The sequence below is a fragment of the Pseudomonas sp. NFACC46-3 genome, from assembly GCF_900114515.1.
GTDB lineage: Bacteria > Pseudomonadota > Gammaproteobacteria > Pseudomonadales > Pseudomonadaceae > Aquipseudomonas > Aquipseudomonas fluorescens_Q.
In genome coordinates this window covers 1-25,531 of sequence record NZ_FOTH01000006.1, presented here as the reverse complement: position 1 = coordinate 25,531, position 25,531 = coordinate 1, and the positions used below count along the sequence as shown (strand labels likewise).

Here is a 25,531-nt window from a genome sequence, read left to right as displayed (position 1 = left end):
GAAAAGTCGTTTGCAAGCAGCCTGTCGTTCAGTCAGGCCGGTGAAATGCGCCCGTTTGTTGGTAAGCGACGAGGCCTGAAACCGGAATCAATGAACAGTCAGGTTAGATGGAAAGGGGTAGCCCGGGCCTCTTAAGTGATCCGAGGCAAATAGACAAGCCTAGGGATGGCCTCTTCATCGAGGATCACTTCATGACCCATCGTACTGCTCCCGTTCTAAAACATTTCCTTCATGGCCTGTTCTGGATGGGTCTTGGCTTGGATGCGGCCCAGGCCGCAGCGGCAAATTGTTCGCAACTGGACAATTTGCCGGCAACCTTCGAGGTCGGCCAAGGGCTCCAGAGCGAACTGCGCATTCTCGCCCCCGTGACGAAGTTGGCAGTCGGCGACCCGAAAATTGCCGATGTGCAGCCCAGTGGCAGCGATGCCTTTATTCTCACGGGCCTGGCACCCGGCGCCACCAGCCTGATGGTCTGGACCGACTGTTCGAAGATACCGCGCCAGAGCATGATCTTTGTCAAAGGCCGGGCCACCGAGGCGCTGACCGGTGCTGCGAGCATACCGTCCGAAGATCCGATGCTGCTCGCCCAGGTGCAGACCGACATTCGTTTCGTTGAAGTCAGCCGGACCAAACTCAAGGAAGCCTCGACATCGATTTTTGGCAGCCGTGGCAACTTCCTGTTCGGCTCGCCGCGAACCTTGCCCACTGTCGGCGGTATTGTCCGGCCTTCATTGCCGGTCAATAACGACATGTTCAACCTGTCCTTTGCCACCGGTAAGACCCTGTTGATGATCAACGCACTGGAAGGCAGCGGTTTCGCCTATACCCTGGCGCGGCCGAGCCTGGTGGCCCTCAGCGGGCAGAGTGCGAGCTTCCTGGCCGGCGGCGAAGTGCCGATCCCGGTGCCCAGTGCCGGTAGCGACAACGTGTCCATCGAGTACAAGGAATTCGGCATTCGCCTGACCCTGACCCCCACCGTCATCGGCAAGAATCGCATCGCACTGAAGGTGGCTCCGGAAGTCAGTGAGCTGGACTTCACCAACGCGGTGAACATCGCCGGGACCCTGGTGCCAGCACTCACGGTACGTCGTACCGACACCAGCATCGCCTTGGCCGATGGCGAAAGCTTCGTCATCAGCGGCCTGATCAGCACCCGCAACAGCTCCCAGGTGAACAAGTTTCCAGGGCTGGGCGATGTGCCGATTCTCGGCGCGTTCTTTCGTGACAACGCCATCAACCGCGAAGAGCGCGAACTGCTGATGATCGTCACGCCGCACCTGGTCCAACCGTTGGCCGCCGACGCGCAACTGCCAACATTGCCGGGCGAACAACTGCGCAATTACGACCCGAATTTCTACCGTATGTACTTCCTCGAACATGGCGAGTTCGACAACCGCAGCGGGCTTTCCCAATGAGCCGGCGCCCGATGTGCGAAGCACCTATTGTCCAACGGCTTGCCAAGGGGCATTCAATGAAAGCAGTGATCGCAATAGCGGCGACCTTGATGCTCGCCGGTTGTGCCAGCAACAGCGTAGTGGCTTCACGCACGACCGATTGCGCCAAGCCCGGAGCCGACCAGGAACTGGCCTTGAACATGGCCGAAGACATGGCCAACGAAGGTCGTTTGTACGCCAGCCTGGCGAACCTCGAACGCTTGCCCGAGGACTTGGTCCAGGTCCGCCTGCGCAAGGCTCGGGTGCTGCGCCTGATGGGCCGCAACGAGGCCGAACCGTTGTACAAAAGCCTGCTCGGGACATGCCTGGCCGCAGACGGTGAACATGGCCTTGGTCAATTGGCAGTCGCCAAAAATGACAATGCAGCCGCTACGCAATACCTCGAACGCGCAGCGAAAATGGCCCCGACCGAAGGCAAGATCCGCAACGACCTGGGTGTCGTCTACCTCAACCAACGACGCATTTCAGAAGCCCGCTTCGAGTTCATGACCGCCATGGAGCTCCAGCAGTCCGACACGCTGGCTGCGCTCAACATGGTGACCCTGCTGATCTACCAGGACAACTGGAAGCAGGCCGCCGAGCTCGCGAACATGGCCAAGCTGAGCCCCCAGCAAGTGGCAGATGCCCAAGCCCGTGCGGAAAAAATCAGGGGTTCGGCCACAAACACAATGACGTCACCCGCCAACCGCCCCACCGAGATCGTCGATGCCTCAACCGGCGCGGTCAAGTAGAGCGTTACGAGGAGTTCAAGAAATGATGACCAAACAATTGATGATCGTGTGCATGGTGACCCTTTCCAGCAGCGCCTGGGCCATTGACCCAGGCCCCTCTTCGGCCGCACAGCAAGGCACCGAGAGCTGGATGCAACTGCAGATTCGCGGCGTGGTGGCCTCCACCAACCTGCAAACCGCCTCGGCCGCCGAGCGCGAGATGGCCATGCAGCGTTGGCTCAACAGCTTCAACTACCCGATCCCGGAATTCTTTGACCAGGACTCGGCAGGAGAAATCACCAGTAGCAAATGAACCACGCAGAAAACGAAAAGATCGCAGCCCTCAACAGCGCCTACATTGATCCGATGTAGGAACTGCCGAGGGCTGCGGTCTTTTGGTCTTTCCTGCATGAACCGAACGCGCTTGGCAGAGGCTATGGCTTTATCTGGCCGGGCGTGACTTTTGGCTTTTTGGGTGTTCGAGCGGGTATCAGCATTCAGGCCATAACCCTTGTGGCGAGGGAGCTTGCTCCCGCTGGGTCGCGCAGCGGCCCCTGGCTTTTGGGCGTCTGCTGCGCAGCCGAGCGGGAGCAAGCTCCCTCGCCACGGTTACCGGCTTCGGCCTGACACTCCATGTACCGCGTGCCCCAACAGCGCGGTTCGACGTTTAGCTAAATCTCGCGGCCACAGGGGCGGGGTATTGGCTGGAAGGATCGAGTGACGACAGATAGGTGACTGTCAGAAAGATCTGTGGGAGCGAGCTTGCTCGCGATAGCGGACCGACATTCAACACCGTCATTGACTGTCAAGCCATTATCGCGAGCAAGCTCGCTCCCACAATGGGCCTGTGGTGAACACAAGGCTCATGGACACTCACCGATCTACATATTCCCGAAGGCCCTGAACACGCCGATCATGGCCGGGCCGATGGCAACCAGGAAGAAGCTCGGCCACAGGCAGAAGATCAGCGGGAAGATCAGCTTGGTGCCAATCTTGGCCCCCATCTCTTCCGCGGCCTGGGTGCGCCGGTCGCGAAACTCATCGGCGTAGATCCGCAGGGTATCGGCCACGCTGGTGCCGAAACGAATGCTCTGCGCCAGCAGGCTGACCAAACCCTGGATATCCTCCAGGCCGGTGCGCACGGCCAGTTGCTTGAGCGCCTCGGTGCTGGTGATGCCCGCCCGGATCTGCGCATTAACCAGCGCCAGTTCCTCGGCCAGTTCGACCTGGCTGACTGACATCTCTTCGGCCACCCGCTCGATCGTCGTGGGCAGGGCCAGGCCCGACTCGACGCAAACCACCATCAGGTCCAAGGCGTCCGGGAACGCGGCGCGCAGCCGGCCTTGCCGTGCCTGCTTGCGTTTACCGACGTAGATCGCCGGCAGCAACCAACCGATACCCGCGATGAGGGTGACCGCCAGCAGACCAATGGCCACTGAAACCTTGACCATCGGAAGCAGCAACAACGCAATGCCGACCAGCAACAACGGCAACATCAGGCGCACCGCCCAATACATCTGCACCGCCGAGGCAGAGCGGTAACCGGCATGGGTCAGCAAAGTCTGGGTGGCGGACGTGTGGGCCTGGTCGGTGGAAGCAAAGCGTTGGCCGATCCGTTCCAGCAAGAGCTGCAGGTTACCCGGCGCCTCCTGCCCCGTCGTGCTTCCAGCGTAACCGCGCTTGATCAACGCCAGTCGCCGCTGCACCGGATCCTGCAGGCCCAGCATCAATAGCAGGAGCGCGACGGCCGCCAGAACCGTGCTGAGGCCAATCGCGGCGATGAACAACAGGCGCGCCAGTTCTTCGTTACCGGTAAACCGACTCAACAATCCGAGCAAAAAGTCCATGACTGAAACCTCTTGGCGCAACAGCGCTTAAACCTGGATCCGGATGATCTTCTTTATCCAGAAAATCCCGATCAACATGGCGCAGAATGCGCCGATGATCAGCTTGTGCCCTATGGGGTCATTGATCAGCACCGGCATGTAGCTGGGGCTGGTGAGCACAATGGCGATCGCCAGCACGAACGGGATCGCCACCAGCACCCAGGCCGACATGCGCCCTTCCGCCGACAACGTCTTGATCTTGCGCTGGAACCGAAAACGCCCGCGAATCAGGCGGCTCAAGCGCTCCAGCACTTCGGTCAGGTTGCCGCCGGTCTCGCGGTGGATGAGGATCGAAGTCACCAGCATCATCACCGTCATGCTCGGCATCCGCTCCAGCAGGCCGAGCATGGCCCGGCGCACGTCGTTGCCGTAGTTGATATCGGAAAAGGTCATGCCGAATTCCTGGGCGACCGGCCCTTTGTGCTCCTCGGCGACCAGACGCAGGGTTTCGTTGAACGGATGCCCGGCGCGCAAGGCCCGGCACATGGCGTCCAGCGCATCCGGCAAACCTTCCTCGAACGCGGCGAAACGCTTGTTGCGGTCACGCAGGATTTTCAACACCGGCACCCAGGTCAACGCAAATGCCGCCAGCAGCGCCAGCCACCAGACGGGCGAGACCATCAGTACCAAGGCACCGGCCGCCGCCCCCAGGACCAGACCCAGCAGCATGACCCGATAGGCCCGGTATTCATGACCGGACTGCTCGATCAGTTGGGTCAGGTTGGCCATGAATGGCAACTGTTCCAGGCGGGCTTCCAAGGGTGACAGGCGCGTCAGGTATTTCTGCCGCAACACGGTCTGCATGTTGGGCAAGTGGTTGGCCTTCTCCAGCACATGCAAGCGCCCGCGAATGCGCTTGCGCATCTTGCCGGCTTCACCGAACACCGGCACCACCACGCCCTGGGACAGCAGGAATACGGCGATGAACACCATGCCGAGGAAAATCAGAATGAACTCACTGGGGATATTGCTCATGACGTCCGGCCCTCCATCCACTCAGGGCGAAACAGGGTCAGTGGCAGCTCGATGCCGCGCTTGGCCAGCACATCGCGGAACGCCGGGATCATGCCACTGGGCCGATACTCCCCAAGCACCTCGCCGTGCTCACCGATGCCCTGGCGCACGAAGGAGAAAATTTCGGTCATGGTGATGATCTCTCCTTCCATCCCATTGATCTCTTGCATGCTCACCACGCGTCGCTTGCCGTCTTCTTGACGCTCCAGTTGGATCACCACATCGATGGCCGAGGCAATTTGTTGACGCATGGCCTTGATCGGAAACGTCGCCCCGGTCATCGACACCATGTTCTCGATTCGACCTAATGCGTCCCGTGCGGTGTTGGCGTGAATGGTGGTCAGCGAACCGTCGTGGCCGGTGTTCATCGCCGTGAGCATGTCCATCGCCTCGGCGCCACGCACCTCGCCGATGACAATGCGGTCCGGACGCATCCGCAAGCTATTGCGCACCAATTCCCGCTGGCTCACCTCGCCACGTCCCTCGATGTTCGACGGCCGGGTTTCCAGGCGTACCACGTGAGGTTGCTGCAGTTGCAACTCGGCCGAATCCTCGATGGTGACGATGCGTTCGTTGTGGGGAATGAAACTCGACAGCACGTTGAGCATGGTGGTCTTGCCGCTGCCGGTCCCGCCGGAGATCAGCACATTCAGGCGCCCGCGAACAATGGCCTTGAGTAGCAAGGCAATGGCCGGGGTCATGGTGCCGACCTGGATCAGGCTGTCGGTGTTGAGCAGGTCCACGGCGAAGCGCCGGATCGACATGCTTGGACCGTCGATGGCCAGCGGTGGAATGATCGCGTTGACCCGCGAACCGTCCTTGAGCCGGGCGTCCACCAACGGCGAGGACTCGTCGATGCGCCGCCCCAGGCTGGAAACGATGCGGTCGATGATGTTCAGTAAATGCTGGTCGTCGCGAAAACGCACGTCGGTGCGTTGCAGCTTGCCGAAGCGCTCGACGTAGACCGAGGCAAACCCGTTGACCAGGATGTCGGACACGCTATGGTCGGCCAACAGCGGTTCCAGCGGCCCGAGACCGAGCACTTCATCGGTGATCTGCTTGATGATCAGTTGCCGGCTGACGGTACTCACCGGCGCCGAATGTTCCTCGAGCAGACGCTGGCAAATTTCGCGTATCTGCCGCGCGGCCTCGGCTTGCTCAAGGGTATCGAGCAACGACAGGTCCATGACCTTGAGCAGTTGCTGGTAGATCTTTTCCCGCCATTCGGCCTCCACCGGGGTCACCTGGCTGCGGGTTTCATACAGCACGTCGGGGATGGCCTGTTCCCAGGCCATCAAGGCGTCCGTCGGGTCCGGCAAGCCGTCCTCGGGCTGGGTGCCCGCTGAGGCGCCGGATTTGGAAGGTTGTTTGCGCAAGCGGTTACGAAAGTCGCTGATCATGGGTCATCCCCCGAAAAAACGGTTGAAGGCACGTTTAAGCAAGCCCTTGTCCGTGGCCATCTGGTGACCGACCAGGTCTTCGGTCAAATCGCGCAGGGCGGCGGTGATGGCCGCCTTCGGCGCATGCAGCCCCAACGGCACGCCAGTGTTCTGACTCTGGCTGACCAGGTTGAAGTCATTGGGCAATTTCGACAGGTTCGTGCAACGCAGGGCCTCGCCGATGTCCTTGAGGCTGACGGCGGCGTTTTTGTCATAGCGATTGATCACGATCTGCAACTGATCCCCGCGCACGCCCAGGTCTTCACGCAGGATCCGCACCAGGGCGCTGGCATCGCGCAGGTGGCTGACGCTCTGTTGCACCACCACGTACACCCGGTCCACCTGCTCCAGCACCGAGCCGGTGAGGTGGTCGATCTGCCGCGGCAGGTCCACCACCACCCAGTCATAGCTGGTACGGGCCAGTTGCAATAGGGCATCGAGCTGTTCGGGTTGGGCGTCCTGGGGCAGGCACAACTCGCCGGCCCGGCCACCGAGCACATGCAGGGTCGGGCTGAAGTGGCTGCAAAAACCCCGCAGCGCGACGCTGTCCATGTCATCGATCTGCTGCAGCACTTCCAGATGGCTGTGGGACTGCGCTACGTCCAGGTAATGGGTCACGCTGCCAAATTGCAGGTCCATGTCCAGCAACAGCGTATTGCCGGCCCGGGCGCTGAGTTGTTGGGCCAGGTTGCACGCCACCAGGGTTCCGCCGGAACCGCCCTTGGCGCTGATCACCGCGATCAGCTTCCCTTCATTGCCGTTGCCGAGGCGGACTTCCGTCACCAGGCGATTCAGGGCCGCCACCAACTCTGTATCGGCGATGGGTTCGGGCAGCACGTCCCGGGCGCCGGCCTGCATCGCCAGGCGCATGCCCTCCTGCTCACCCAAGGGACCACACACCAGCATCGGCGGACGTTCATGGGCCGGACGTTGCAGCAAGGCTGACAATTCTTCGCGCCACAGGTGGCTGACGCGTAGCAGCAACAGGTCGGGCATGCGGTCCAGGCCGTAGAGCGGGTCGACATGCCCGTTGCTGACCAGGCGCGTACTCACCTCAAGGCCAGGCATACGCTGGCAGACGCATTGCAGGTCACGCAGGGCCGTGGCATCGCGGCTGCTGATCAGTATCCGCAGCCCGGCTCTGCCAGTCGCGGTCGAAAGCGGAGTTTCCCTGGTATTCAGCATGGTGTGATCTCCCCGGAATCGGAATGACGCCCAAGGCTTTCGCGTGGCAAGGTTGCCCTGAACGCGGGCAAGGTAATGGGCACGCCTAAGCCGGGAATGAACAGGTTGAAAACGAAGTTCTCCACGCTCAAGCGAACGTAGCGAATGGCACGGAAACCGTTGGCGCCGGAGGTGTCGGCTGGGTTCGCCACGACGGCTCCGTTGACATCCAGGTAGGTCAGCGCCAGGTTCGAGGTCGCCAGGCTGGTGATCAGTTGACTGGTGCCGGCGTCCGTCGCGGCGTTGAAGATGGCCCGACGCAACACCACCGGGTCGCTGATATTGCACACCGCCGCCAGCCGGACTCCACGGCGCGCCGCTTCATCCAGCGCGTTGACCGTGAAGTACAACCGGCCCATTTCCACCACGCCGAACAGCAGGATGAACACCAGCAAGCCCACGAAGGAAAACTCCACGATGTAAGTGCCGCGCATGTGTTTGTGATTCATCACAGCGCCCTCATCACGGTGGTTGCGACCAACTGGATGCCCAAGGGAATGGCATTGCCGAAAAATCCTGGAATCGAACCGGTGCAGTTACCCGCACCAATCACCGGACAGAAGGGGTAGGTAATGGTGACGCGCACATGATCGATGCCCTCGGCGGCGACCTGAACGTGAGCCGTGGTCAACCCTGACACCACGGCGGTGCCGGTAGCACTGGGCACGCCATACACCGCGACGTTTTTTGTCTGGGTCAGCAACGTGTTGTTCAGCGTGATGCCGCCCAGGGTGGTATTCCACGCCTGGCTGGCGACGAAACGGTCGGCATCGCGACTGGCCTGCAATAGCACGTTGTATTGGTAGAGCATGCGGCCGAACTCGCCGAAGGCCAGCAGCAACAACAGCAGCAACGGCAGCACCAGGGTGAACTCCACCAGCGCTACGCCTTGCTGGGCTTGTGCGGGTTTGAAATGAGAAAGTCCCATGACGCCTCCTACGAGTCGGTGCTCGGCGTGCCGCTGCCGTTGAGATAGGTTTTGTAGAGCTGGATGATCTGCGGGCCGGAATCGGTGGAGGGCGTAGGACCGGGCACGTTGTCGCCTTCGCACTCCTGGACGAACTGGCCGAAGATAATGGACTCCGAACCACCGCCGTCCACCGGCTGCACGACGAAATAGCAGCCGAACCCCAAGACTGGAATCGACGTCGAGCCGCTCAGCTTCCCGGCGCAATCACCGATCACGATTTTCAACATCCGGCGCTCGAAAACCCCGTTGCTTTCACAACCGCTGCCGCCCCCCGCCACACAGGCGGCGACCTGGGCCCGCCAGTCGTTGTAGTCCTGTATCGCCTCGCCGCCCGCCGAAAGATCGCCGTTGCTCGAATTGATGGATTGGCCTTTGTATTGCGCCTGGGAGAGCGCATCGTTGTAGGTGATCGCCGGGGTGCCTGAGGACGTGACCAGGTCCGGCGGGTAGTCCGAAGAACTGACGGGGCCGTTGTAGATACCGAAGCGCGTATTCAAGCCTTGGGAAGTAGGACCGGCTTTATTACCTGGCGCAGTCTGGACGTTGTCGCCGACACTGCGGCAAACCGAGCCACCACCGGCCAGATCCTCGCGGACTGCGCTGCCGCCTGAGCCGAAATCCAGCAATTGGAAGTTGCCCGGGCCGATGGGTGATGTGTTCCCCGCCGCCGTTTTCAAGACTTCCAGATCGCCAAACTGATACCCCCAGAAGTTGCCGGCGGCCGGGTCGTATTGAGTGGGATCGCCACAGACCATCAACGGCGCCAGATCACACGGAGAGGTGGGGCTGGGCCCCGCGGTGGCAATCGCCGCCACGCGCTTGTTGCCCAAGCCGGCGCTGCCCATCGTTTGCACGAAGCTCCAGAAAAAACCGTTCAATTGATAACTGGCCACCGACACCCGTACGTATTTGGCATCGGTAGGCCCTGGATAGGAGAACGGGCCGTAGACGCTGCTGGACAGTTCCACCACGGCAAACGCCCCCGGGTTGCCAGCAACGGCGGTTGCCAGTTCGGTGTTGCCGGCGGCGTTGGCGTTTCTGTTGAGCGTGTCCAGGGCCGCCGCGCGAGTGGTGCTGGCCATGTTGATGCTGCCACTCACCTGGCTCAGGGTCTTGGCCCCGCCCAGGGCGGCGGCATCCACCGCATTTTGCAGACGCGTCTTGTTCAGCAGCATGTGCCCGCCATCCAGGGCCAACGCCGCCATCATGGAAATCGCTACCAACGCGATCACCATCAGTACACTCACCGCCCCTCCCTGGCGCCGGATATTGGCATTCATCATCGAGCCCTCATACAACATTTGAGGATCGGCATCGCCACGGCCCGCAAGGGCCTGGCATGGAGGGTGTTACTCAGCGGACATTGATCACACTGCTTTCAGTTCCGCGGATCAGCGTGATCGCCCCGCCTTGCGGCTTGGCACTGCGCTGTACCACAGGTTTTGGCAGTGGAGCGGCCATCGCCACGACTGGCGCCGGGGCTGGCGGTGCAACGGCCACGGCCTTTTTCTCCAGGTTCAACGGGTTGCGCAAGGCCAATTGCAACTTGCCCTCGGTCTGCGCAGTGACCAGCAGTTCCGCTTCGGTGGCCGACATCTCCAACGTCACAGCACGCACCACTACGGGTTGGGTCTTGTCCGTGCCTGCGGTCTGGTCCACGGCCAGTACCCGCAGGTTTTCCAGGAGGGTCCGGGACGTCGCACTGTTGCTGCCGGCACTGGTGGTCTTGGTCGCCAAGACATCGACCCGGTTGCCCGGCAGGAGGAAGCCACCCACGCCGACCACATCATCCACCCTTACCGAAATGGCGCGTTTGTCCGGTGCGATCAGCGAAGCCAGGGTGCTGCCACCCAGGTGCTCACTCAACCGCGCGCCCCGCACGATGTCGCCACGCAGGATGTCGAAGGTGGCGATCTTGCCTACGGCCTGCTCGCTGGAATCGAAGGCGTCGTCCGGGATCGTGTCCATGGGCATGCGCACGGTGGTGACCTGCTGGGCCTCGACCATTTGCCCGAAGGGGATTTCCACCGTGGCGACCACCACGCTTCGCAAGTGGTCATCGGGGGTCGCATTGAGTCGTGCGCTCAGCCAGGAGTCGGCCATCCATGCGGCACCAAGGCCCATTACCAGGGAAACGCCTATCAGGGGAAGCGTACGAGAGCTCATGTCGGTATCTCCAGATCAAAGGAAGTCGAGCTGAACGAAATAGTTGTGCCAGGCCCATTCCAACTCTTGCGGTGACAGGGGCCCGGAACCGCCCAGGTAGCGCTGGCGGTCAAGCGCCATGTTCAACAGGTCACGGGGATGGCAAGGCACCAGCGGCATGCCTTCGCCTGCGTAAAGCCGCTGCAGGACATAGCGCACCAACAGGGGGTCATACGGGATGCCCAGGCGTTCGCATTCCTGGCGCCAGATCTGTTCGTACTCCTCGGGCTTGAGGTAGCCGAACTGCACCTTGTAGCCAATGCGCCGCAGGAAGGCCTCGTCGGCCAATTCGAGGGGATTGAGGTTGGTGGAAAACACCAGCACCAGGTCGAATGGCAGCTCGCAATGCCGGCCGCCGCCCAGGTTGATGAAGTCGCGCTTCTCCTCCATGGGCACGATCCAGCGATTGAGCAACTCGGCTGGGGCCATGCGCTGGCGGCCCATGTCATCGATGATGAACAGGCCGTTGCTGGCCTTGAGCTGCAAAGCCGCCTGGTATTGCCGGGTGAACGGGTCGTAGCGCACGTCCAGCTGTTCCATGTTCAGCTCGCCGCCGGTAATGACGATCGGGCGTTTGCAGCACAGCAGCCGGCGGTCGATGCCTTCGTTGAGCATCAGGTTGTTCGATTGGCCGTGGTCATCCAGGCGCTGGTGCACCTGCGGGTCGTAGATCTCGATGACCGACTCGTTGATGACGATGGCATGGGGCACCCAGATCGCCTCGGCGAACAGCCGGATCAATCGGCTGCTGACATAGGTTTTGCCCGTGCCCGCCGGACCGTAGATCATGATCGCCCGCCCGGAATTCAGGGCGACGCCCAACTGGTCGAGCATGCCTTGGCTCAGCACCAGGCCGGCCAAGGCCTGGTGCATGTCCTTGGCGGTGATGCGGCCATGGTGAATGGTCTGGATCTTGATCAGCGAGCGATAGGTGCTCACCGGGAACGGGGCCGCGCCGATGTAGCCGCTACGGGCCAGGGCGTCACGCGCCGAACTGCGACCGCGTTCGGTCAGGCCATAGCGCAGCGTCTGTACACCCGTTTGCCCCAGCTGGCCCAGCACTTCGACACGACCGTCCTTGCGCAGGAACGCCAGGACCTCTTCCAGCACCGCGCCGGTCAGGGCCAGGCGCTCCACCAGCCGCGACATGTCCAGCACACCGGCGTCGTGCAGATGCTTGCACACCAGCTCACCCAGGAAACTGTCGCTCAGGCCGGTGTCGCGAATGGTGCAAGGTTGTGGCGCCAGGCGTTGGACCGCTTCCCGTTCGCTGGGGTAGGCATCGCTATCGTTGATGACGTGCATGACTAGACTCCCCAGCCGCCGGCAACCAGTTGCCAGTAAACGCTGTTCAAAGTACCGATCAGGATCGCAATCGAATAAGGAAAGGGTTTACCGGCCACTTCATCGGAAGTCGGCGCCAGATAGGCCTGGGCTCGCACCATCAACCAATAGCGCCCCAAGGTCTGGAGCAGTTGGCCACGGGCCAGGACGATCAGGAAACCGCACACACCGCCGGCGATCAGGCTGAACAGCGCCGCCCACAGTGCGTAATGAAAAGGCAGGAAGCTGCCGACCATGGTCATCAGCTTGACGTCACCGGCGGCCATGCCACCCACCGCGTACATGGGCAGGAACAACCCGAAACAGATCAGCATGCCCAATAGGCTGTCGCCCAGGCCGCCGAGCCCACCGGTATAAACCTGGCCGGCCAACCCCAGGGCAAGGCCCAACAGGACCAGCGTGTTGGGGATGCGGTGGCGAAGCAGATCGCTCACCACCGCCACACCCAGCAGTCCCAGCAGCAGCACCGTCGACACCAGCAATTCCATGGACATGATGCGTCTCCCTAGTGTGATTATCGTTAGCAGGCGACGTTGCCATTGGCGGCTTGGCACAACGCACGGATCTTGGTGTCCACTGCGCCGCCCAGAAGGACGAATGCCGCTGCCACCAACACCGTGATCAAGCCACCCGCCACCGCGTATTCAACAATGGTCAGGCCGTCTTCATCTTTGGCGAACTTGCTGATCGAAGTTCTTATTGTCTGGAAAGTCATTTCATGAACCTCACGCGCGTTAAGAAGTTATGCTACGAACTTGGTTGGAGGGGACAGCGCGAAGTCCATTTGATTGATTCGTTGTACTCACTGCAAAAGAGTCGCAAGCGTTATTCCCTTGAAAGTAACCGTGCCCCCTTCACCGCAAGTTGCCGCTGTCAGCAAGCAACGTTGCCGTTGACCGCCTGGCACAGCGCACGGATCTTGGTATTCACGGCACCGCCCAGAAGAACAAACGCAGCGGCCACCAAGACGGTGATCAACCCACCGGCCACGGCGTATTCCACAATGGTCAGGCCATCTTCATCTTTGGCGAACTTCAGTACCGAAGCCTTGATTGTTTGAAGAGTCATTTCGCACACCTCATCGGGGTTGTTTTTCAAGGGCAGTACATTGCGAACTGCCTGATGCAACCCTAGTCAGCAGGTGGTCATAGCCGTTAGGAGGATTTTGCACATCGCTAGGATTTTTTTGCGGCGGGTGGGAAAGGGCCTGCTGGGTCGGAAAATCCATCCGTACCGCAGCGCAGACGGGCGCTCGCGAGCGTCTCGTGGCGGGACGGCGCTAAAAGATCGGTTTTTTATAAAAATTTATTCGGCGAAGTGATAGCACTGTGACAATACTGCTAGCTAAAGGGCAGGAAGAACCTCTGGGTAGTCGTCCTATGACGCCAAGTCTGACTGAAAAACCAAAGCTGTTATGGTTCGATCTGACTCACGATCGGTCCACCAAGGAACTCGTCTCCCAATTCCAGGACACGTGCGACTGCACGCTGGCAAAAAACGCCATGCTGCCCAGCGCGGAACAGGTCGACATGATCTGCATCCATTTCGACCGCCCGGACACGCCGGGCCTGCGACGCCTGTTGGAGATCAAACGAACCGTACCTGGCACGCCCATCACCATGTTCACCGTGCAGCACTCCGAAGAGTTGGCGGTGTGGGCCATGCGCTCCAGCGTCTGGGAATACATGGTGCTGCCCTTGTCCGCCGCCGAGAAAAAGCGCTACCTCACGGCCGTGGTGCAACTGTGCGAGTTGCGTCGCAATACCAATGGCCGAGGAAAGACCTCGCAGATCGACCACTCCCCGACCCTGCCGGACAGCATTCGCCTGACCGCCGGGCACCAGAAGCACCAGGCCCTCAGCCACATCATGCTGTACATCGACCAGCATTTTCGCGACAGCATCGATCAGCGCGACCTGGCCAAGCGTTGCGGCATGACGACGTTTCGTTTCAGCCGGGTGTTCAAGGAAGCCAATGGCCTCGGTTTCACTGACTACGTACTGAACAAACGCATGAGCTTCGCCAAGGAACTGCTCGATAACAGCCAGATGCCCATCACCAGCATCGGCTACGAGGCCGGCTTCAAGGACCCGTCCTACTTCGCTCGCGCCTTCAAGCAATATGCCAGTTGCACGCCCAGTGAATACCGTCTTGCATACCAGATGCGCAACGCACATCCGACACCGGAGCCACCGGATGAGGCCGCCCTGGAAGCGATTGAAAACCTGGTGCACAGCCTTGAAGGGTAAAAGGTTTTTTACCGTTATTGATTAATTGCACATCGCAAGTTGTGTCCAAATAATAATATTCACTCCCCTGCCAACTTAGAAAAGACCATGCGTGGCCTGTCTTTACGGCGCCTGGCGGGCTAAGCTGAAACAACATGAATCATCGTGTCGTTATCGGTAATTCTTTTTCGACTGAAACCAACTCTGTCAGCCTTGCATAATGCCAGCCGTTTCCAAATGGATGAACCGTGCTGCACGTCCGTAGGCCGCTCCAGATACAGCAGAGCGGGTTCTCTAGTTGGCATGCTTCATCCAAAAAAAATCGAATAGAGCGCTGATGGGTATATGAAAGCAATCAGTTTAGCGAGCACACGAACGTTGAGCTTGGTGAGTCACGAAGTGTCCGAAACGCTACCCGCCGATGGTATAGAAATAGACATTGTACTCTCCGGCATTTGCGGAACAGACCTGGCGGTATTGTCCGGGCGTGAAGAGGGACAGGTGGGCATCGTCCGTGGTCACGAAGCGGTCGGCGTCGTTGTCAATGTAGGGGCAGGCGTCAAACGCACGCGTAAAGGGATGCGTGTGGTGATAGACCCCAACGAATACTGCGGTAACTGCGAACATTGCAACGCCGCTAGAACCCATCTATGCAATGGCGGTTCAAATGCGGGCCTGGACATCGCCGGCGTCAACAAGCACGGTACATTTGCGGAGCGATTCATAACACGCGAGCGCTTTGTACACTGCATCCCAGACGACATGAGTTGGGAAACAGCCGTCTTGGTTGAACCCGTAGCCTGTATTTTGAACAACATTGAACAAGCCTCCATCAAAGCGGGGGAACGTGTGCTGCTTCTAGGATCGGGCCCCATGAGCCTGGTCGCACAACTACTTTTGCGCGCGATGGGCGTCCATACATGTGCTACCGATTTGAATACCTTTCGAATCGAATTCGGACACTCCCTGGGTTTGAACATTGTGCGCCCTGAGGAACTTGAGTGCCTTGGGCAAAACCAGGAAAAATACGATGTTGTCATCGATACCGTGGGTAATCAGCTCGAGACAGCCGCCAGCCGGGTTGCCCGAGGTGGCAGGATTGTCCTGTTCGGATTCAACGGGAATTATGAATATTCACTCCCTGCAAAACACTTCCTGGTCAATGCCATCAGTATCATTGCCGCAGGCGAGTACAACCAGCACTTCCCCCGGGCGCTGCGCATTGCCCACAGGCTTCCTGAACTTGGAAAGCTAGTCACCCACCGTTATCCCCTTGAAGCTTATTCAACAGCATTTGACAGTTTGTTGAATGATCCTTGCGCACCCACGATAAAAAGCGTCTTCACCCCCAATCCCAAGCACTTGTCACGCTAAAGCTAACCAGCCCTTCAAGTAGACCCCTTATGAAAGTTACTGTATTCAGCCAGATTTCCATCGATGGCAAACTGACGCTCGGCAATGAAGCCTCCAGCAAACCGCTGTTTCAGCATTTCGACGATGAAGACATGCGCTTCATTCATAAATTCCGCGGTGAAGTCGATGCCATCATGGTCGGTCGCAATACGATTATCACCGACGATCCTCAATTGACCAATCGCTATGAGTCCGGTCGTAATCCTGTGCGTATCATTCCTACGACATCGCTCAACTTCCCAGCTTCTGCGAAAATCTTTAGTTCTCCCGAACACACTATCATCGCAACGACAGAAGAAGCACGTGACCACAAGATGGTCGAGCACATCCGCGCGCATGGTAAAGAGGTTCTTTTTGCAGGAACCGCACGAGTCGACTTCAAACAGCTCTTCCCGATGCTTGAAGCTCGCGGAATAAATCACATCATGGTTGAAGGGGGTGGCCACCTGAACTGGCAGGTATTCAATCTTGATCTAGTCGACGAAATCATGCTCATGCAATTGCCTATCATCATTGGCGGCTCAGACACTACCACGCTAATAGATGGCGAAGGATTCCAAGACATTGAAATGACCAAAGCCTTCAAGCTGCATGAGTTTGAAGCACGCTCACACTATAACTTCCTGCACTTCAAGCGTGACCCTCAACAGCGGCGTGCGCATTGATGCTGGCTTTCCAGGGGGTCATTTTCGATATGGACGGTGTGCTGGTGGACAGTGAGCCGGTCTATATGAAACAGGAAAGACATTCCTATGCACGCCATGGCGTGGTGCTTGATGAGGCAGAACTGTCTCGTTTTGTAGGCACCACGCAGCGTCATATGTGGAGCGCCATCAAAACCGAATACGGGCTTGCAGAAGATCTGGACTGCCTCATGGCGGAGCATCACCGGCAGTTGATGGAAATATTGAGTTCCGCCCCCCTGCCTCCCATGCCAGGCGTGACAGAACTTCTCGGCGCATTACAGAGAGCGGGAATACCTTGTGCAGTCGCCTCTTCTTCACCGCGAGCACTCGTTGAGCTGATTTTACGTAACGCTGGGCTGCAGCTTTTTTTCAGTGAGATCGTGTGTGGCGATGACGTTACGCACAGCAAGCCAGATCCCGAGATCTTTCTCATGGCCGCCAAACGCCTGGGTCTCCCACCGTCATCCTGTGTGGTGATTGAAGACTCCGCTCATGGTGTGGCGGCAGCAAAAGCCGCCAGCATGTTTTGCGCGGGTTTGCTCAACCCCAATTCAGGGCAGCAGGACCTGAGCGCGGCGGATTTACGTGTTCACCACCACTGGGAAATAAACCACTGGCTTTTCGGGTAATAAACGCATGAAAAAACTGAGTATCTCAGACTGGACCTGGATTAACGTCCCCGAGCGATCGTCCATCAACGATCAGGAAATCATTATCCACACCACACCCGACACCGATTTCTGGCGAGGCACCTATTACGGCCTGGAGTATGACAATGCTCCGGCCATTGTGGTGGCCAGCGAGGAACAATACTGGACATTGAAGGCCAAGGTATCTTTTGCCTCAAGTACCTACTTTGACCAATGCGGCCTGTTTATCTACCAAGATAAAAACCACTGGATGAAAAGCGGCATCGAATACCAGAACAATGGTTTCCAGCAGCTGTTCTCTGTCGTGACCAACAATGGTTTTTCAGACTGGTCCATGGCTGATTTCGATCGCGTCACCCAGACCATGTATTACCGCCTGAGCCGAAGAGGCAGCGACTTCCTTCTGGAAAACTCGGTTGACGGGGCACAGTTCTGCATGATGCGTATGTTCCACCTGTTCCATGCAGAAGAACTCGTCCGGTTCGGGTTCTTTGCCAGTAGCCCGGGCGATTCATCTTTCGCGGCACACTTTTCAGAGATTGAATGGACTGAATGCTGTTGGAAAGCGCACGGCGCCCCACGTTTCTAATTTCAAGAGTTTTATACCTGATGCTGTCTGCGCCCAATCCCCATCGACACGCGCTTTACGCTTGTTATGCAGCCATGCTGTGCCTGGCCATGGCACTCAACTTCCTGCCGGTGTACCTGACGACGTTCAGTGATGCCTTTGGCCCCTCGTCAGGGCTGACTACGGAGCAACTGGGACGGATTCCGGCGGTCATGTTCCTCAGCTTTATAGTGGCCATTCTGGTCACCGGGCCATTGGCAGACCGAGGGGACGCCAGGCGGATCATTCTCTTTGGGCTGATGACCACTTCAGCAGGTCTGGCCCTTGTGGCTTTTGCCCCTTCCTATACCTTCCTGCTCTTCGCGGTTGCCATCATGGGTTTCGGTGCGGGTGTGCTGGATATGATCCTCAGCCCTATTGTCGCAGCCCTGCAACCCGAACGCCGAAGCGCCGCCATGAACTGGCTGCATTCGTATTTCTGCATTGGCGCGGTAAGTGCCGTGCTGATCGCAAGCATCGCCCTGAGATGGGACATTTCCTGGCGCATGGTCGCCTTGGGCTTGATCATTGCCCCGCTTGCAACCTTTCTATTGTTCCTGCGATTGCCCCTGCCACCGCTGATACAGGAGCACGTGCAACGCGAATCCATGCCCGCGCTTATCAGACAACCCTATTTCATCGCCTGCATGATCGCCATCTTTCTAGGAGGAGCTACGGAAACGGGACTGTCTCAATGGCTGCCCGCCTTCGCTGAACAAGGATTGGGCTACTCGAAAGAAGTGGGGGGGTTTGCGCTCGCCGGTTTTTCAGTGGGCATGGCCCTCGGGCGCATGGCTGCCGCTCTGCTGCAAGAACGGATACCCGCCGTTTCACTGATGCTAGGCTGCTGCGCCGTGACCGTCGTCCTGTTTTTCGTGATCAGCTTCACCCCCAGCCCCGCATTGGCGTTAACCGCTGCCATCGCCGCAGGGTTCTCAGGCAGTTGCCTATGGCCCACGATGCTCGCCATTACCGCAGATGCCTACCCTCAAGGTGGAGCAACCATGTTCTCTGTACTGACAGCCTCGGGTAATGCCGGATGCAGTCTGATTCCATGGCTTGTGGGAATTATTTCAGCGCATTCGGATTTGCACATCGGTTTACTGGCGGTCACCCTCTGCCCCGCCGCCATGATGCTATTACTCGTGTGGATGTCTCGCTGGCCACAGAAGCATCCCCACCCGTGCCAGAGCTAGACCGGACGCCCATGGCCGGGGAGCGACCTCGTCGATCGAGCACTCCCCGCCCCTGCCTGACAGGCGCCCTGACTCACGGGGCGAGCTTTCTTCTCTCGATGGGAATGGACAGGACAATGCTGGTACGCGTCTCTCCGTATGCGTTGATTTTCGCAATGATGTCCTCGATTTCAGCCATGGATCTGGCGTAGATCCGGATCAGATAGGAATCGTTTCCCGTGATGTGCAGGCATTCAACGACTTCAGGTATGTCGGTGAGCGTTGCTATTAATTTGGATTTCGCCGGCTTGAGGGTGGTGATGCCGACGACAGCTGATATGCCGTACCCCAGTTTGGTTGGATCTAACTGAGCGTGATAGCCCTTGATGACCCCTGAGTCTTCAAGTTTGCGCAACCTGTCATTGGTGGCAGGAATAGAAAGACCTGCGTGCTTGGAAAGCTCTGTGATGGAAATGCGACCACAGTCCTGTACCTTACCCAGGATTTTGACGTCTATACGATCCATGTGCGTTTTCCCCGGTTAAAAGTATAAATTTTAATGAAAAGCCCGCGTTTTTCATTAAAAAAAGCATGCACCAAAATAAAGCAGAGCGCTAGTCTATTTCCAGCCTGAAAGCCTGAGGGCAATCAATAGCCCTGCTCTTTAGCGTGACGCACTCATAATAAAATATTCTCTCCAGGGATGGTGCTCGCATGGAAGATGAGAAGATAAAGTGTGGAAAAAAGTCATACTCATTCGCTCAGTACATTGGCACGCAAGTACTAAGTTTTCGCCACTTCAAGAAGGACCAGCTCCTGATGTACTTGACGGGTGTCGGTTTCTTTTCACTGGGCGCCAAGTGCTTCATCATCAGTCAACTGGGTACCGACCCATTAGACGTCTTGATCATTTCCATCGATAAAATACTTATGCTCGGCATGGGCATTTGTTCGGCTATCGTGTCGCTCTTCTTCCTGACATGGTGGATGCTCTGGAACAAAAAATACCCGCCGATAAGTCCCTTTATTACAACAACGCTGACCGGCCTGTTGATTGATCTCTGGTCAGGGTTGGGGCTCGGAGAGTATTTGATCGCGAGAATGAATGAGTACATGTTATTGGCGACGGGACTGGTGTTATGTGCCTACTCCTCCGCGCTGATCATCATGAGCGGTATTGGAATCAGAATCATGGACCTCGTGGTCCTGACCATGGTTTCCAAGTGGGGCTGGTCATTCACCAAAGCCAAAATGATCATTGAAATCGGCATCTTTTCGAGCGGATGGCTTTTAGGCGGCCCGTTCGGCGTGGGAACGATCGCATTCCTGCTGGTGATCGGCCCGCTTATTCAACCCTTCATGAACATGAATGCCAAGCGCTTTTCTCTCAAGAACTATGGATTGATTCGCGCTTCATCCGCCTACTAACACCCATAAAGATAGTTGCCATCCATGGCAGCGGGATTGTTTCGCCTCGATTTTTTTCAACCGATGATATTGATAACAACTTCCGTGATGAGGAGTGAGAAAGATGGACACTACAAAAAATAAAAACTGGACCTTGGAAAGCAGCCCGGCAAAACTGGAAGAAATACTCCCGGGGGGCGTCGTCAAGTGTCATCTTTCCCCGCGAAACTGTGTCATACAGGAGGGCAAGGTAGGTTTTTGCAAAGTGCGCGGGAACCGAGGCGGCAGACTCGTTACATTGAACTACGGCAAAGGTGTTCACAGCACGGAAGAAACGATTGAGACCGAAGCCGTTTTCCACTTTGCCCCTGGAGAGCGGATCCTGTCCCTGGGCAATATCGGTTGCATGCTCAACTGCGGTTATTGCCACAACTGGAAGACCTCGCAGGCCAAGTACGTCACCGACAAAGACGTTTACTACTACACCCCTGAACAAGTTGTGGAAACCGCACTCAAGCACGGCATACGCGTCATTTCCTGGACGTATAACGATCCCGTTGTCTGGCATGAGTTCATCCTCGACACGGCAAGGCTGGCCAAGGAAGCGGGCCTGATCAACCTATATAAATCGGCATTCTTTATCAGTGAAGAAGCCATTGATGAATTACTGCCGGTCATCGATATTTTCTCGATTTCGCTGAAATCCATTTCCCCGGAATACTACCGCAAGGTCACCACCGGCTGGGTAGAGCCAGTCCTGGCGGGAATCAAGAAGGTCTACGACGCCGGCAAATATGTCGAGGTCAGCACCTTGATGGTGACCGACATCAGCGACGACGAGGAAACGGCCCGGAAAATCAGCCAGTGGGTATTGGATGAGCTGGGCCCGAATGTGCCGTTGCACTTCGTCAGGTTCCATCCCGATTACAAAATGAGCAACAGCATCCGTACCCCCGTGGACCGGTTGCTGAAGGCTCGGGACGTTGCTCGGAGCATGGGCGTAGAGCATGTCTATCTGGGCAACGTGAATGACGTTGAGGGCACCAACACCAGTTGCAACAACTGTAACGCCCTGCTCGTCACCCGCTACGGTTTGAACGCTGAAATCATCGGGCTGGACAGCAAGGGTTGCTGCTCTCAATGCGGGCACGATGCGCATTTCAAATTGCTGGGTGAACACCAGGCGAACGTTCCTGTCGAGCTGCGCGAGGAAGCGCTGAGCGCTTACGAAAAACGCAAGTTCGAGTGGCATGGGGATATCGTGTCGCTGCACGCTCAAGTGCTGAATACCGAAGACTTCGAACAGACCGTCTACCTGCGGCGCAACTATACGGACGGGCACAACAGCGATTGGAAATCACTGACGCTGCGGCCACATGAAAGCTATCGATTCATTATTGCCAAGGCACGCATCGACGAAACCGGTCCTGAGGTCTGGCTCCCCAACGGGGTGAACTCGAACCTTCATGAAGTATTCGACAGGGCTCACTTCCCCACCGAATCGATTGAAGAAATTGGTATTTCGCAAAACGACATTACCCCGACCATTGGTTACGAGGGCAAGCAGAACATGTATGAACAGGTCATCAAACTGGTCAGCCAAGCATGAAAGTGTCTACTGAAATACTTCATATCAAGGTCGATGACCGGGACGCCCGACCTTCGGTCACGCCTATTTATCAGTGCAGCGCCTTCAGCGCTGACTCGGCCTTCTTCTACTCAAGGAAGGCCAATCCCAACGTGAGTGAATTGGAACAGGTTGTCGCGTCCCTGGAGGGCAGCGAATATGCCCTGGCGTACAGCACCGGGATGAGCGCCATCTACATGGTGTTGGAACTGTTGAAGCCGGGTGCTTCACTGGTCATCAACAAATACATCTATGGCTGCTCTTATAAATTGTTCCAGCGGTATGCAGCACGCATCGGCGCACACCTGACGATTCTGGATCTCACCACGCAAGACGGGTTGAATGCCTTGCCGGCGAACGTCGACATGGTCATTTTCGAAACACCGACCAACCCGTTCCTGAAAGACATTGATATTCATGCGGTCAGCCGGGCCGTCAAGCAAAACAACCCGCAAGCGCTGGTGGTGGTTGACAATACTTGGGCCACGCCGATATTTCAGAAGCCGTTGAACTTTGGCGCCGACATTTCACTGTACAGCGCCACCAAATACTTCTCCGGGCATAGCGACGTCATGGGCGGTCTGGTTCTGGTCAACAGTGAAATGATTTACAACCGCCTGCTTGAGGGTCGCTTTTATTCAGGCACGATATTAACGCCCAATAGCGCATGGTTGCTTCGCAGAAGCATGCAGACGTTCAACCTGCGCATGGAAAAGCACAGCCAGACGACAGCCAGCATGCTCAACTATCTGCGCGAGCTGCCTTTTATCGAGCATGTCTATTACCCACGCATCGATGGCAAACAACTGACCGGTTACGGCGGCATTGTGTTTGTCGATATTCGACCCGACCTGGTTCCCTTCTACAAAACGTTCACCAGCACGCTCAAATGGTTTGGCACGGGCACGGGAATGGCCTGCGTGACGTCGATGGTTGCCCAGCCCTTCAGTGGCAGCCATGCCTCGATGACGGATCAGGAAAAAGCGGACATGGGCATCGAGAAAGGCCTGGTTCGATTGTGCTTTGGCCTGGAGGACCTGGATGACCTCAAGGAAGACCTGCTGCAGGCATTCGAAGCCATGGAGCGCAAGGTCGATCAAGAAAGCTCACTCGATCCTGCGTAGCGGGTGTTGATCATGAGCAACGGGCCTTCAATGGCTCGTTGCTTTTTTATGGAGAAGCGAAAGTGTCCAGCGCACTCGAAAGCACGATATTCGACGACCCCATCCTGAACGTCATTCACCTACTAAACTCGATTGCCCAAGAAAACCCGGAGGCCATTTCACTGGCCTCCGGTCGACCCGATGATGAGCAGTGCGACCCTTCGCTCATCGACAGGGGCCTGAGCCAATACAAAGATCACGTTGCCGGCACCGAACAGTCACTTGCGACGCTGCTTTGCCAATATGGAAAAACCGCTGGAATCATCAATGAAATAATCGCCAGCCATCTGCAGGTGGATGAAGCGATCAACGTTGCCAACCCTGAAAGCATTGTGGTGTGCATGGGCTTTCAAGAAGCCTGCACCTTGACGCTCCTGTCCATTTTTGAAGGCGGAGGGGTTTTATTGGTACCTGATCCGGTGTTTTCCGGGATCACGGGTATCGCAAAACTGCTGGGTATAAAAGTAGTCCCCGTCCCCATGGCCGCCTTTCTTGATCCGATCGCCCTGCGCAGGTTCATCGAAGCACTGGAATCCAGAGGTGAAAGAATCAAGGCGCTTTATGCGATTCCGGACTTTAGCAATCCTACTGCCGACAGCCTTTCCCATGACGACAGGAGAGCCATGCTCTCTCTGGCCGATGAAAAGAACTTTTTCATTCTCGAAGACACTGCCTACCGTTACTTCAGGTACGAAGGCGATGCCATTGCGTCGATGAAGTCCATCGACAGCCGTCGGGTGTTCTTGCTGGGCTCCTTTGCCAAATCGATTTTCCCGGGCTTGCGCATGGGCTATGTGGTCGCCCCAGAGGGCACTGGGGTCATGTCCTTCAGCGGTCGATTGTGCAAAGCCAAAAGCCTGATCACGGTGAACACCCCCGCCCTGTGCCAAGCGGTTGTCGCAGGCTTGCTGATCGAGCACCACTACTCGCTGAGAGAGCTGAACCAACCCAGGGTGCTGTCTTATACAAATAAAAGGAATCACATGCTTGAATGCCTTGAGCGCGAATTTCCACTCAAAGCCGGCGCTCAAAGAGCGGTCAGTTGGGATCATCCGGCAGGCGGCTTCTTCATCAATGTGCAACTGCCTTTCGTCTTTGGATATTTTGAAATGCGCGAATGCGCCAGGCTGTTCAAGGTGATTGTATTTCCCACCACGTTGTTTTCACTGATGAATGAGGCCACCACCCAGGTCAGGCTGTCATTCAGCAATGCAACCACCTCGCAAATCACCCAGGCGATAGGCCGTTTCAGGGCGTACGTCGAGTTCAGGCTGCAATAAACGTCCTGCGTGCACGTAGGGAGACACCAAGGCTTATGCCCCGCTCAGCGAGGCATAAAAGCTTGGGTCAGATTGCCGTGGCCAGCATGACGCCAGTGGCGACCTGGTAGGCCCCCAGGAGGGCGATGGTTGCCCCTGAAAAGTAGTTGATCAGCCTTAGTTTCGATTCGGCAATCCGCGCCTTGAAAATGGAGGAGAACCCACTCAACCCCAGCCACCAGGCAGCCGAGCCCAGGAAGATACCGGTCACCATCGGCAGCAAGGCGTGCTGGCCGCCTTGGTTACTGGCCATGCCATCACTCAACGCAGCAAATATCGCGATAAACGACAAGATGGTCATGGGGTTGGAAAGCGTCAGGAACAGCGTGGTCGAGTAGGCTTTGAACAGGTTCGCACGCTCCCCCGCCATGGCCGTCGCGCCACCCTTCGATCGTATTGTCTGATAGCCAATGTAGGCGAGGAACAATCCTCCAAAGATGCACAACCAGGGTTTGAAGCTGATGAGCGTCGCAATGACGGCGGTAACACCCAGGGCACCGATGAATCCATAGATCGAATCGGCTGTGGCCGCGCCCAATCCCGTCGCGAAACCGGCTCTCCACCCAAGCATCAGACTTCGCTGTATGCACAACAGCCCAATGGGTCCTACAGGGGCTGCAATGCACAGCCCAATGACCATCGATTTAACGAAAATCAGCATAAATGCATCTCCAGAATGGGTACTGGAAGGTTAGGAGAAGTGCATTTCTTTAGGAATGAACTATTAATCTTCCTAGGCGTTTTCCCTTGAATTTTGCAGGAAGTATTCTCCACTCCCCTTCAATATTAAGGAAAATCGTCGTCAGCCCCCTCAGACAAGACGAATCGCTGGTCAAAGCCCCTTGAGCGCCGGAAACATAACCTTGGGCATTGAGATGGCCTTTTTTACGCGCAAAAAAAACGCCGCTCAAATGAGCGGCGTTTTTTTGAATTTGGAGCGGGAAACGAGACTCGAACTCGCGACCCCGACCTTGGCAAGGTCGTGCTCTACCAACTGAGCTATTCCCGCA

General features: G+C 57.5%; 27 protein-coding genes and 1 tRNA gene. 13 read left to right on the top strand and 15 right to left on the bottom strand.

Annotation, left to right across the window (positions count from 1 at the left end):
• The first annotated feature begins 191 nt into the window (after positions 1 to 191).
• The 3 genes from BM300_RS08900 to BM300_RS08890 are packed head-to-tail and all read left to right on the top strand — an operon-like array spanning position 192 to position 2,477.
• Positions 192 to 1,415, top strand: coding sequence for a type II and III secretion system protein family protein (locus BM300_RS08900; protein WP_063324894.1), 1,224 nt, complete (start codon positions 192 to 194; stop codon positions 1,413 to 1,415).
• Positions 1,416 to 1,471: 56 nt separating this feature from the next.
• Positions 1,472 to 2,185, top strand: coding sequence for a tetratricopeptide repeat protein (locus BM300_RS08895; RefSeq protein ID WP_092224732.1), 714 nt, complete (start codon positions 1,472 to 1,474; stop codon positions 2,183 to 2,185).
• A 22-nt stretch (positions 2,186 to 2,207) separates the two neighbouring features.
• Positions 2,208 to 2,477, top strand: a complete 270-nt coding sequence (locus tag BM300_RS08890) for a DUF3613 domain-containing protein (RefSeq protein WP_092462575.1) — start codon at positions 2,208 to 2,210, stop codon at positions 2,475 to 2,477.
• 568 nt (positions 2,478 to 3,045) lie between these two features.
• Here the strand turns inward: BM300_RS08890 and BM300_RS08880 are convergent.
• From BM300_RS08880 to BM300_RS08825, 12 genes are all read right to left on the bottom strand, one after another.
• The gene (locus tag BM300_RS08880) at positions 3,046 to 4,011 is read right to left on the bottom strand and encodes a type II secretion system F family protein (RefSeq protein WP_063324892.1); all 966 of its coding nucleotides are present in this window, start codon (positions 4,009 to 4,011) and stop codon (positions 3,046 to 3,048) included.
• Positions 4,012 to 4,038: 27 nt separating this feature from the next.
• On the bottom strand, positions 4,039 to 5,025 hold the full coding sequence (locus BM300_RS08875; protein WP_063324891.1) for a type II secretion system F family protein: 987 nt from the start codon (positions 5,023 to 5,025) through the stop codon (positions 4,039 to 4,041).
• Positions 5,022 to 6,464 carry a TadA family conjugal transfer-associated ATPase gene (locus tag BM300_RS08870; RefSeq protein WP_063324890.1) on the bottom strand — a complete coding sequence of 481 codons (1,443 nt, stop codon included), beginning with the start codon at positions 6,462 to 6,464 and terminating at the stop codon, positions 5,022 to 5,024. Before BM300_RS08870 ends, BM300_RS08875 begins: the two co-directional genes overlap by 4 nt.
• 3 nt (positions 6,465 to 6,467) lie before the next feature.
• Positions 6,468 to 7,688: an AAA family ATPase gene (locus BM300_RS08865; RefSeq protein WP_063324889.1), complete on the bottom strand. Its 1,221-nt coding sequence runs from the start codon at positions 7,686 to 7,688 to the stop codon at positions 6,468 to 6,470.
• Positions 7,682 to 8,176, bottom strand: coding sequence for a TadE/TadG family type IV pilus assembly protein (locus BM300_RS08860; RefSeq protein WP_092349043.1), 495 nt, complete (start codon positions 8,174 to 8,176; stop codon positions 7,682 to 7,684). The genes BM300_RS08865 and BM300_RS08860 overlap by 7 nt, the downstream gene beginning before the upstream one ends.
• Positions 8,176 to 8,655: a TadE/TadG family type IV pilus assembly protein gene (locus BM300_RS08855; protein WP_063324887.1), complete on the bottom strand. Its 480-nt coding sequence runs from the start codon at positions 8,653 to 8,655 to the stop codon at positions 8,176 to 8,178. Before BM300_RS08855 ends, BM300_RS08860 begins: the two co-directional genes overlap by 1 nt.
• An 8-nt stretch (positions 8,656 to 8,663) precedes the next feature.
• The gene (locus BM300_RS08850) at positions 8,664 to 9,980 is read right to left on the bottom strand and encodes a TadE/TadG family type IV pilus assembly protein (RefSeq protein WP_063324886.1); all 1,317 of its coding nucleotides are present in this window, start codon (positions 9,978 to 9,980) and stop codon (positions 8,664 to 8,666) included.
• Between the two features lie 70 nt (positions 9,981 to 10,050).
• Positions 10,051 to 10,863 carry a Flp pilus assembly protein CpaB gene (gene cpaB / locus BM300_RS08845; protein ID WP_092462573.1) on the bottom strand — a complete coding sequence of 271 codons (813 nt, stop codon included), beginning with the start codon at positions 10,861 to 10,863 and terminating at the stop codon, positions 10,051 to 10,053.
• A gap of 15 nt (positions 10,864 to 10,878) precedes the next feature.
• Positions 10,879 to 12,207, bottom strand: a complete 1,329-nt coding sequence (locus tag BM300_RS08840; RefSeq protein ID WP_092150169.1) for a P-loop NTPase family protein — start codon at positions 12,205 to 12,207, stop codon at positions 10,879 to 10,881.
• Positions 12,208 to 12,209: 2 nt separating this feature from the next.
• Positions 12,210 to 12,740: an A24 family peptidase gene (locus BM300_RS08835; protein WP_092349040.1), complete on the bottom strand. Its 531-nt coding sequence runs from the start codon at positions 12,738 to 12,740 to the stop codon at positions 12,210 to 12,212.
• 26 nt (positions 12,741 to 12,766) lie between these two features.
• Entirely contained in the window at positions 12,767 to 12,961 is a 195-nt protein-coding gene (locus BM300_RS08830) for a Flp family type IVb pilin (RefSeq protein ID WP_063324882.1), read from the bottom strand.
• Between the two features lie 158 nt (positions 12,962 to 13,119).
• Positions 13,120 to 13,314 carry a Flp family type IVb pilin gene (locus BM300_RS08825; RefSeq protein WP_008070254.1) on the bottom strand — a complete coding sequence of 65 codons (195 nt, stop codon included), beginning with the start codon at positions 13,312 to 13,314 and terminating at the stop codon, positions 13,120 to 13,122.
• Positions 13,315 to 13,625: 311 nt separating this feature from the next.
• On the opposite strand from BM300_RS08825, the gene BM300_RS08820 reads away from it, so the two are divergent.
• From BM300_RS08820 to BM300_RS08795, 6 genes are all read left to right on the top strand, one after another.
• Positions 13,626 to 14,495, top strand: coding sequence for a response regulator transcription factor (locus tag BM300_RS08820; protein ID WP_092150175.1), 870 nt, complete (start codon positions 13,626 to 13,628; stop codon positions 14,493 to 14,495).
• 324 nt (positions 14,496 to 14,819) lie between these two features.
• The gene (locus BM300_RS08815) at positions 14,820 to 15,848 is read left to right on the top strand and encodes an alcohol dehydrogenase catalytic domain-containing protein (RefSeq protein WP_092150178.1); all 1,029 of its coding nucleotides are present in this window, start codon (positions 14,820 to 14,822) and stop codon (positions 15,846 to 15,848) included.
• Positions 15,849 to 15,877: 29 nt separating this feature from the next.
• A complete protein-coding gene (locus BM300_RS08810; protein WP_063324879.1) occupies positions 15,878 to 16,552 on the top strand; it encodes a dihydrofolate reductase family protein in 675 nt (224 codons plus the stop codon).
• Entirely contained in the window at positions 16,552 to 17,202 is a 651-nt protein-coding gene (locus tag BM300_RS08805; RefSeq protein WP_092462571.1) for an HAD family hydrolase, read from the top strand. The genes BM300_RS08810 and BM300_RS08805 overlap by 1 nt, the downstream gene beginning before the upstream one ends.
• 7 nt (positions 17,203 to 17,209) lie before the next feature.
• A complete protein-coding gene (locus BM300_RS08800) occupies positions 17,210 to 17,812 on the top strand; it encodes a DUF1349 domain-containing protein (RefSeq protein ID WP_092150184.1) in 603 nt (200 codons plus the stop codon).
• On the top strand, positions 17,776 to 19,026 hold the full coding sequence (locus BM300_RS08795) for an MFS transporter (protein ID WP_371914655.1): 1,251 nt from the start codon (positions 17,776 to 17,778) through the stop codon (positions 19,024 to 19,026). The genes BM300_RS08800 and BM300_RS08795 overlap by 37 nt, the downstream gene beginning before the upstream one ends.
• A 73-nt stretch (positions 19,027 to 19,099) precedes the next feature.
• On the opposite strand, the gene BM300_RS08790 is transcribed toward BM300_RS08795, so the two are convergent.
• A complete protein-coding gene (locus BM300_RS08790; RefSeq protein ID WP_063324875.1) occupies positions 19,100 to 19,531 on the bottom strand; it encodes an Lrp/AsnC family transcriptional regulator in 432 nt (143 codons plus the stop codon).
• Between the two features lie 188 nt (positions 19,532 to 19,719).
• On the opposite strand from BM300_RS08790, the gene BM300_RS08785 reads away from it, so the two are divergent.
• From BM300_RS08785 to BM300_RS08770, 4 genes are all read left to right on the top strand, one after another.
• Positions 19,720 to 20,433 (top strand): YczE/YyaS/YitT family protein, encoded by a 714-nt coding sequence (locus tag BM300_RS08785; protein WP_092150191.1) that lies wholly within the window; start codon positions 19,720 to 19,722, stop codon positions 20,431 to 20,433.
• A 103-nt stretch (positions 20,434 to 20,536) separates the two neighbouring features.
• Complete coding sequence (gene amrS, locus BM300_RS08780) at positions 20,537 to 22,021, top strand: AmmeMemoRadiSam system radical SAM enzyme (protein ID WP_063324873.1); 1,485 nt, start codon at positions 20,537 to 20,539, stop codon at positions 22,019 to 22,021.
• On the top strand, positions 22,018 to 23,163 hold the full coding sequence (locus tag BM300_RS08775; RefSeq protein WP_092150194.1) for a PLP-dependent transferase: 1,146 nt from the start codon (positions 22,018 to 22,020) through the stop codon (positions 23,161 to 23,163). The genes amrS and BM300_RS08775 overlap by 4 nt, the downstream gene beginning before the upstream one ends.
• A 62-nt stretch (positions 23,164 to 23,225) precedes the next feature.
• Positions 23,226 to 24,482, top strand: coding sequence for an aminotransferase-like domain-containing protein (locus BM300_RS08770; RefSeq protein ID WP_092462570.1), 1,257 nt, complete (start codon positions 23,226 to 23,228; stop codon positions 24,480 to 24,482).
• Between the two features lie 67 nt (positions 24,483 to 24,549).
• Here BM300_RS08770 and BM300_RS08765 read toward each other — a convergent pair whose 3' ends face one another.
• Both BM300_RS08765 and BM300_RS08760 read right to left on the bottom strand, forming a co-directional pair.
• The gene (locus BM300_RS08765; RefSeq protein WP_092462568.1) at positions 24,550 to 25,182 is read right to left on the bottom strand and encodes a LysE family translocator; all 633 of its coding nucleotides are present in this window, start codon (positions 25,180 to 25,182) and stop codon (positions 24,550 to 24,552) included.
• 272 nt (positions 25,183 to 25,454) lie between these two features.
• A tRNA-Gly gene (locus BM300_RS08760) sits at positions 25,455 to 25,530 on the bottom strand.
• Between the last annotated feature and the right edge of the window lies 1 nt (position 25,531).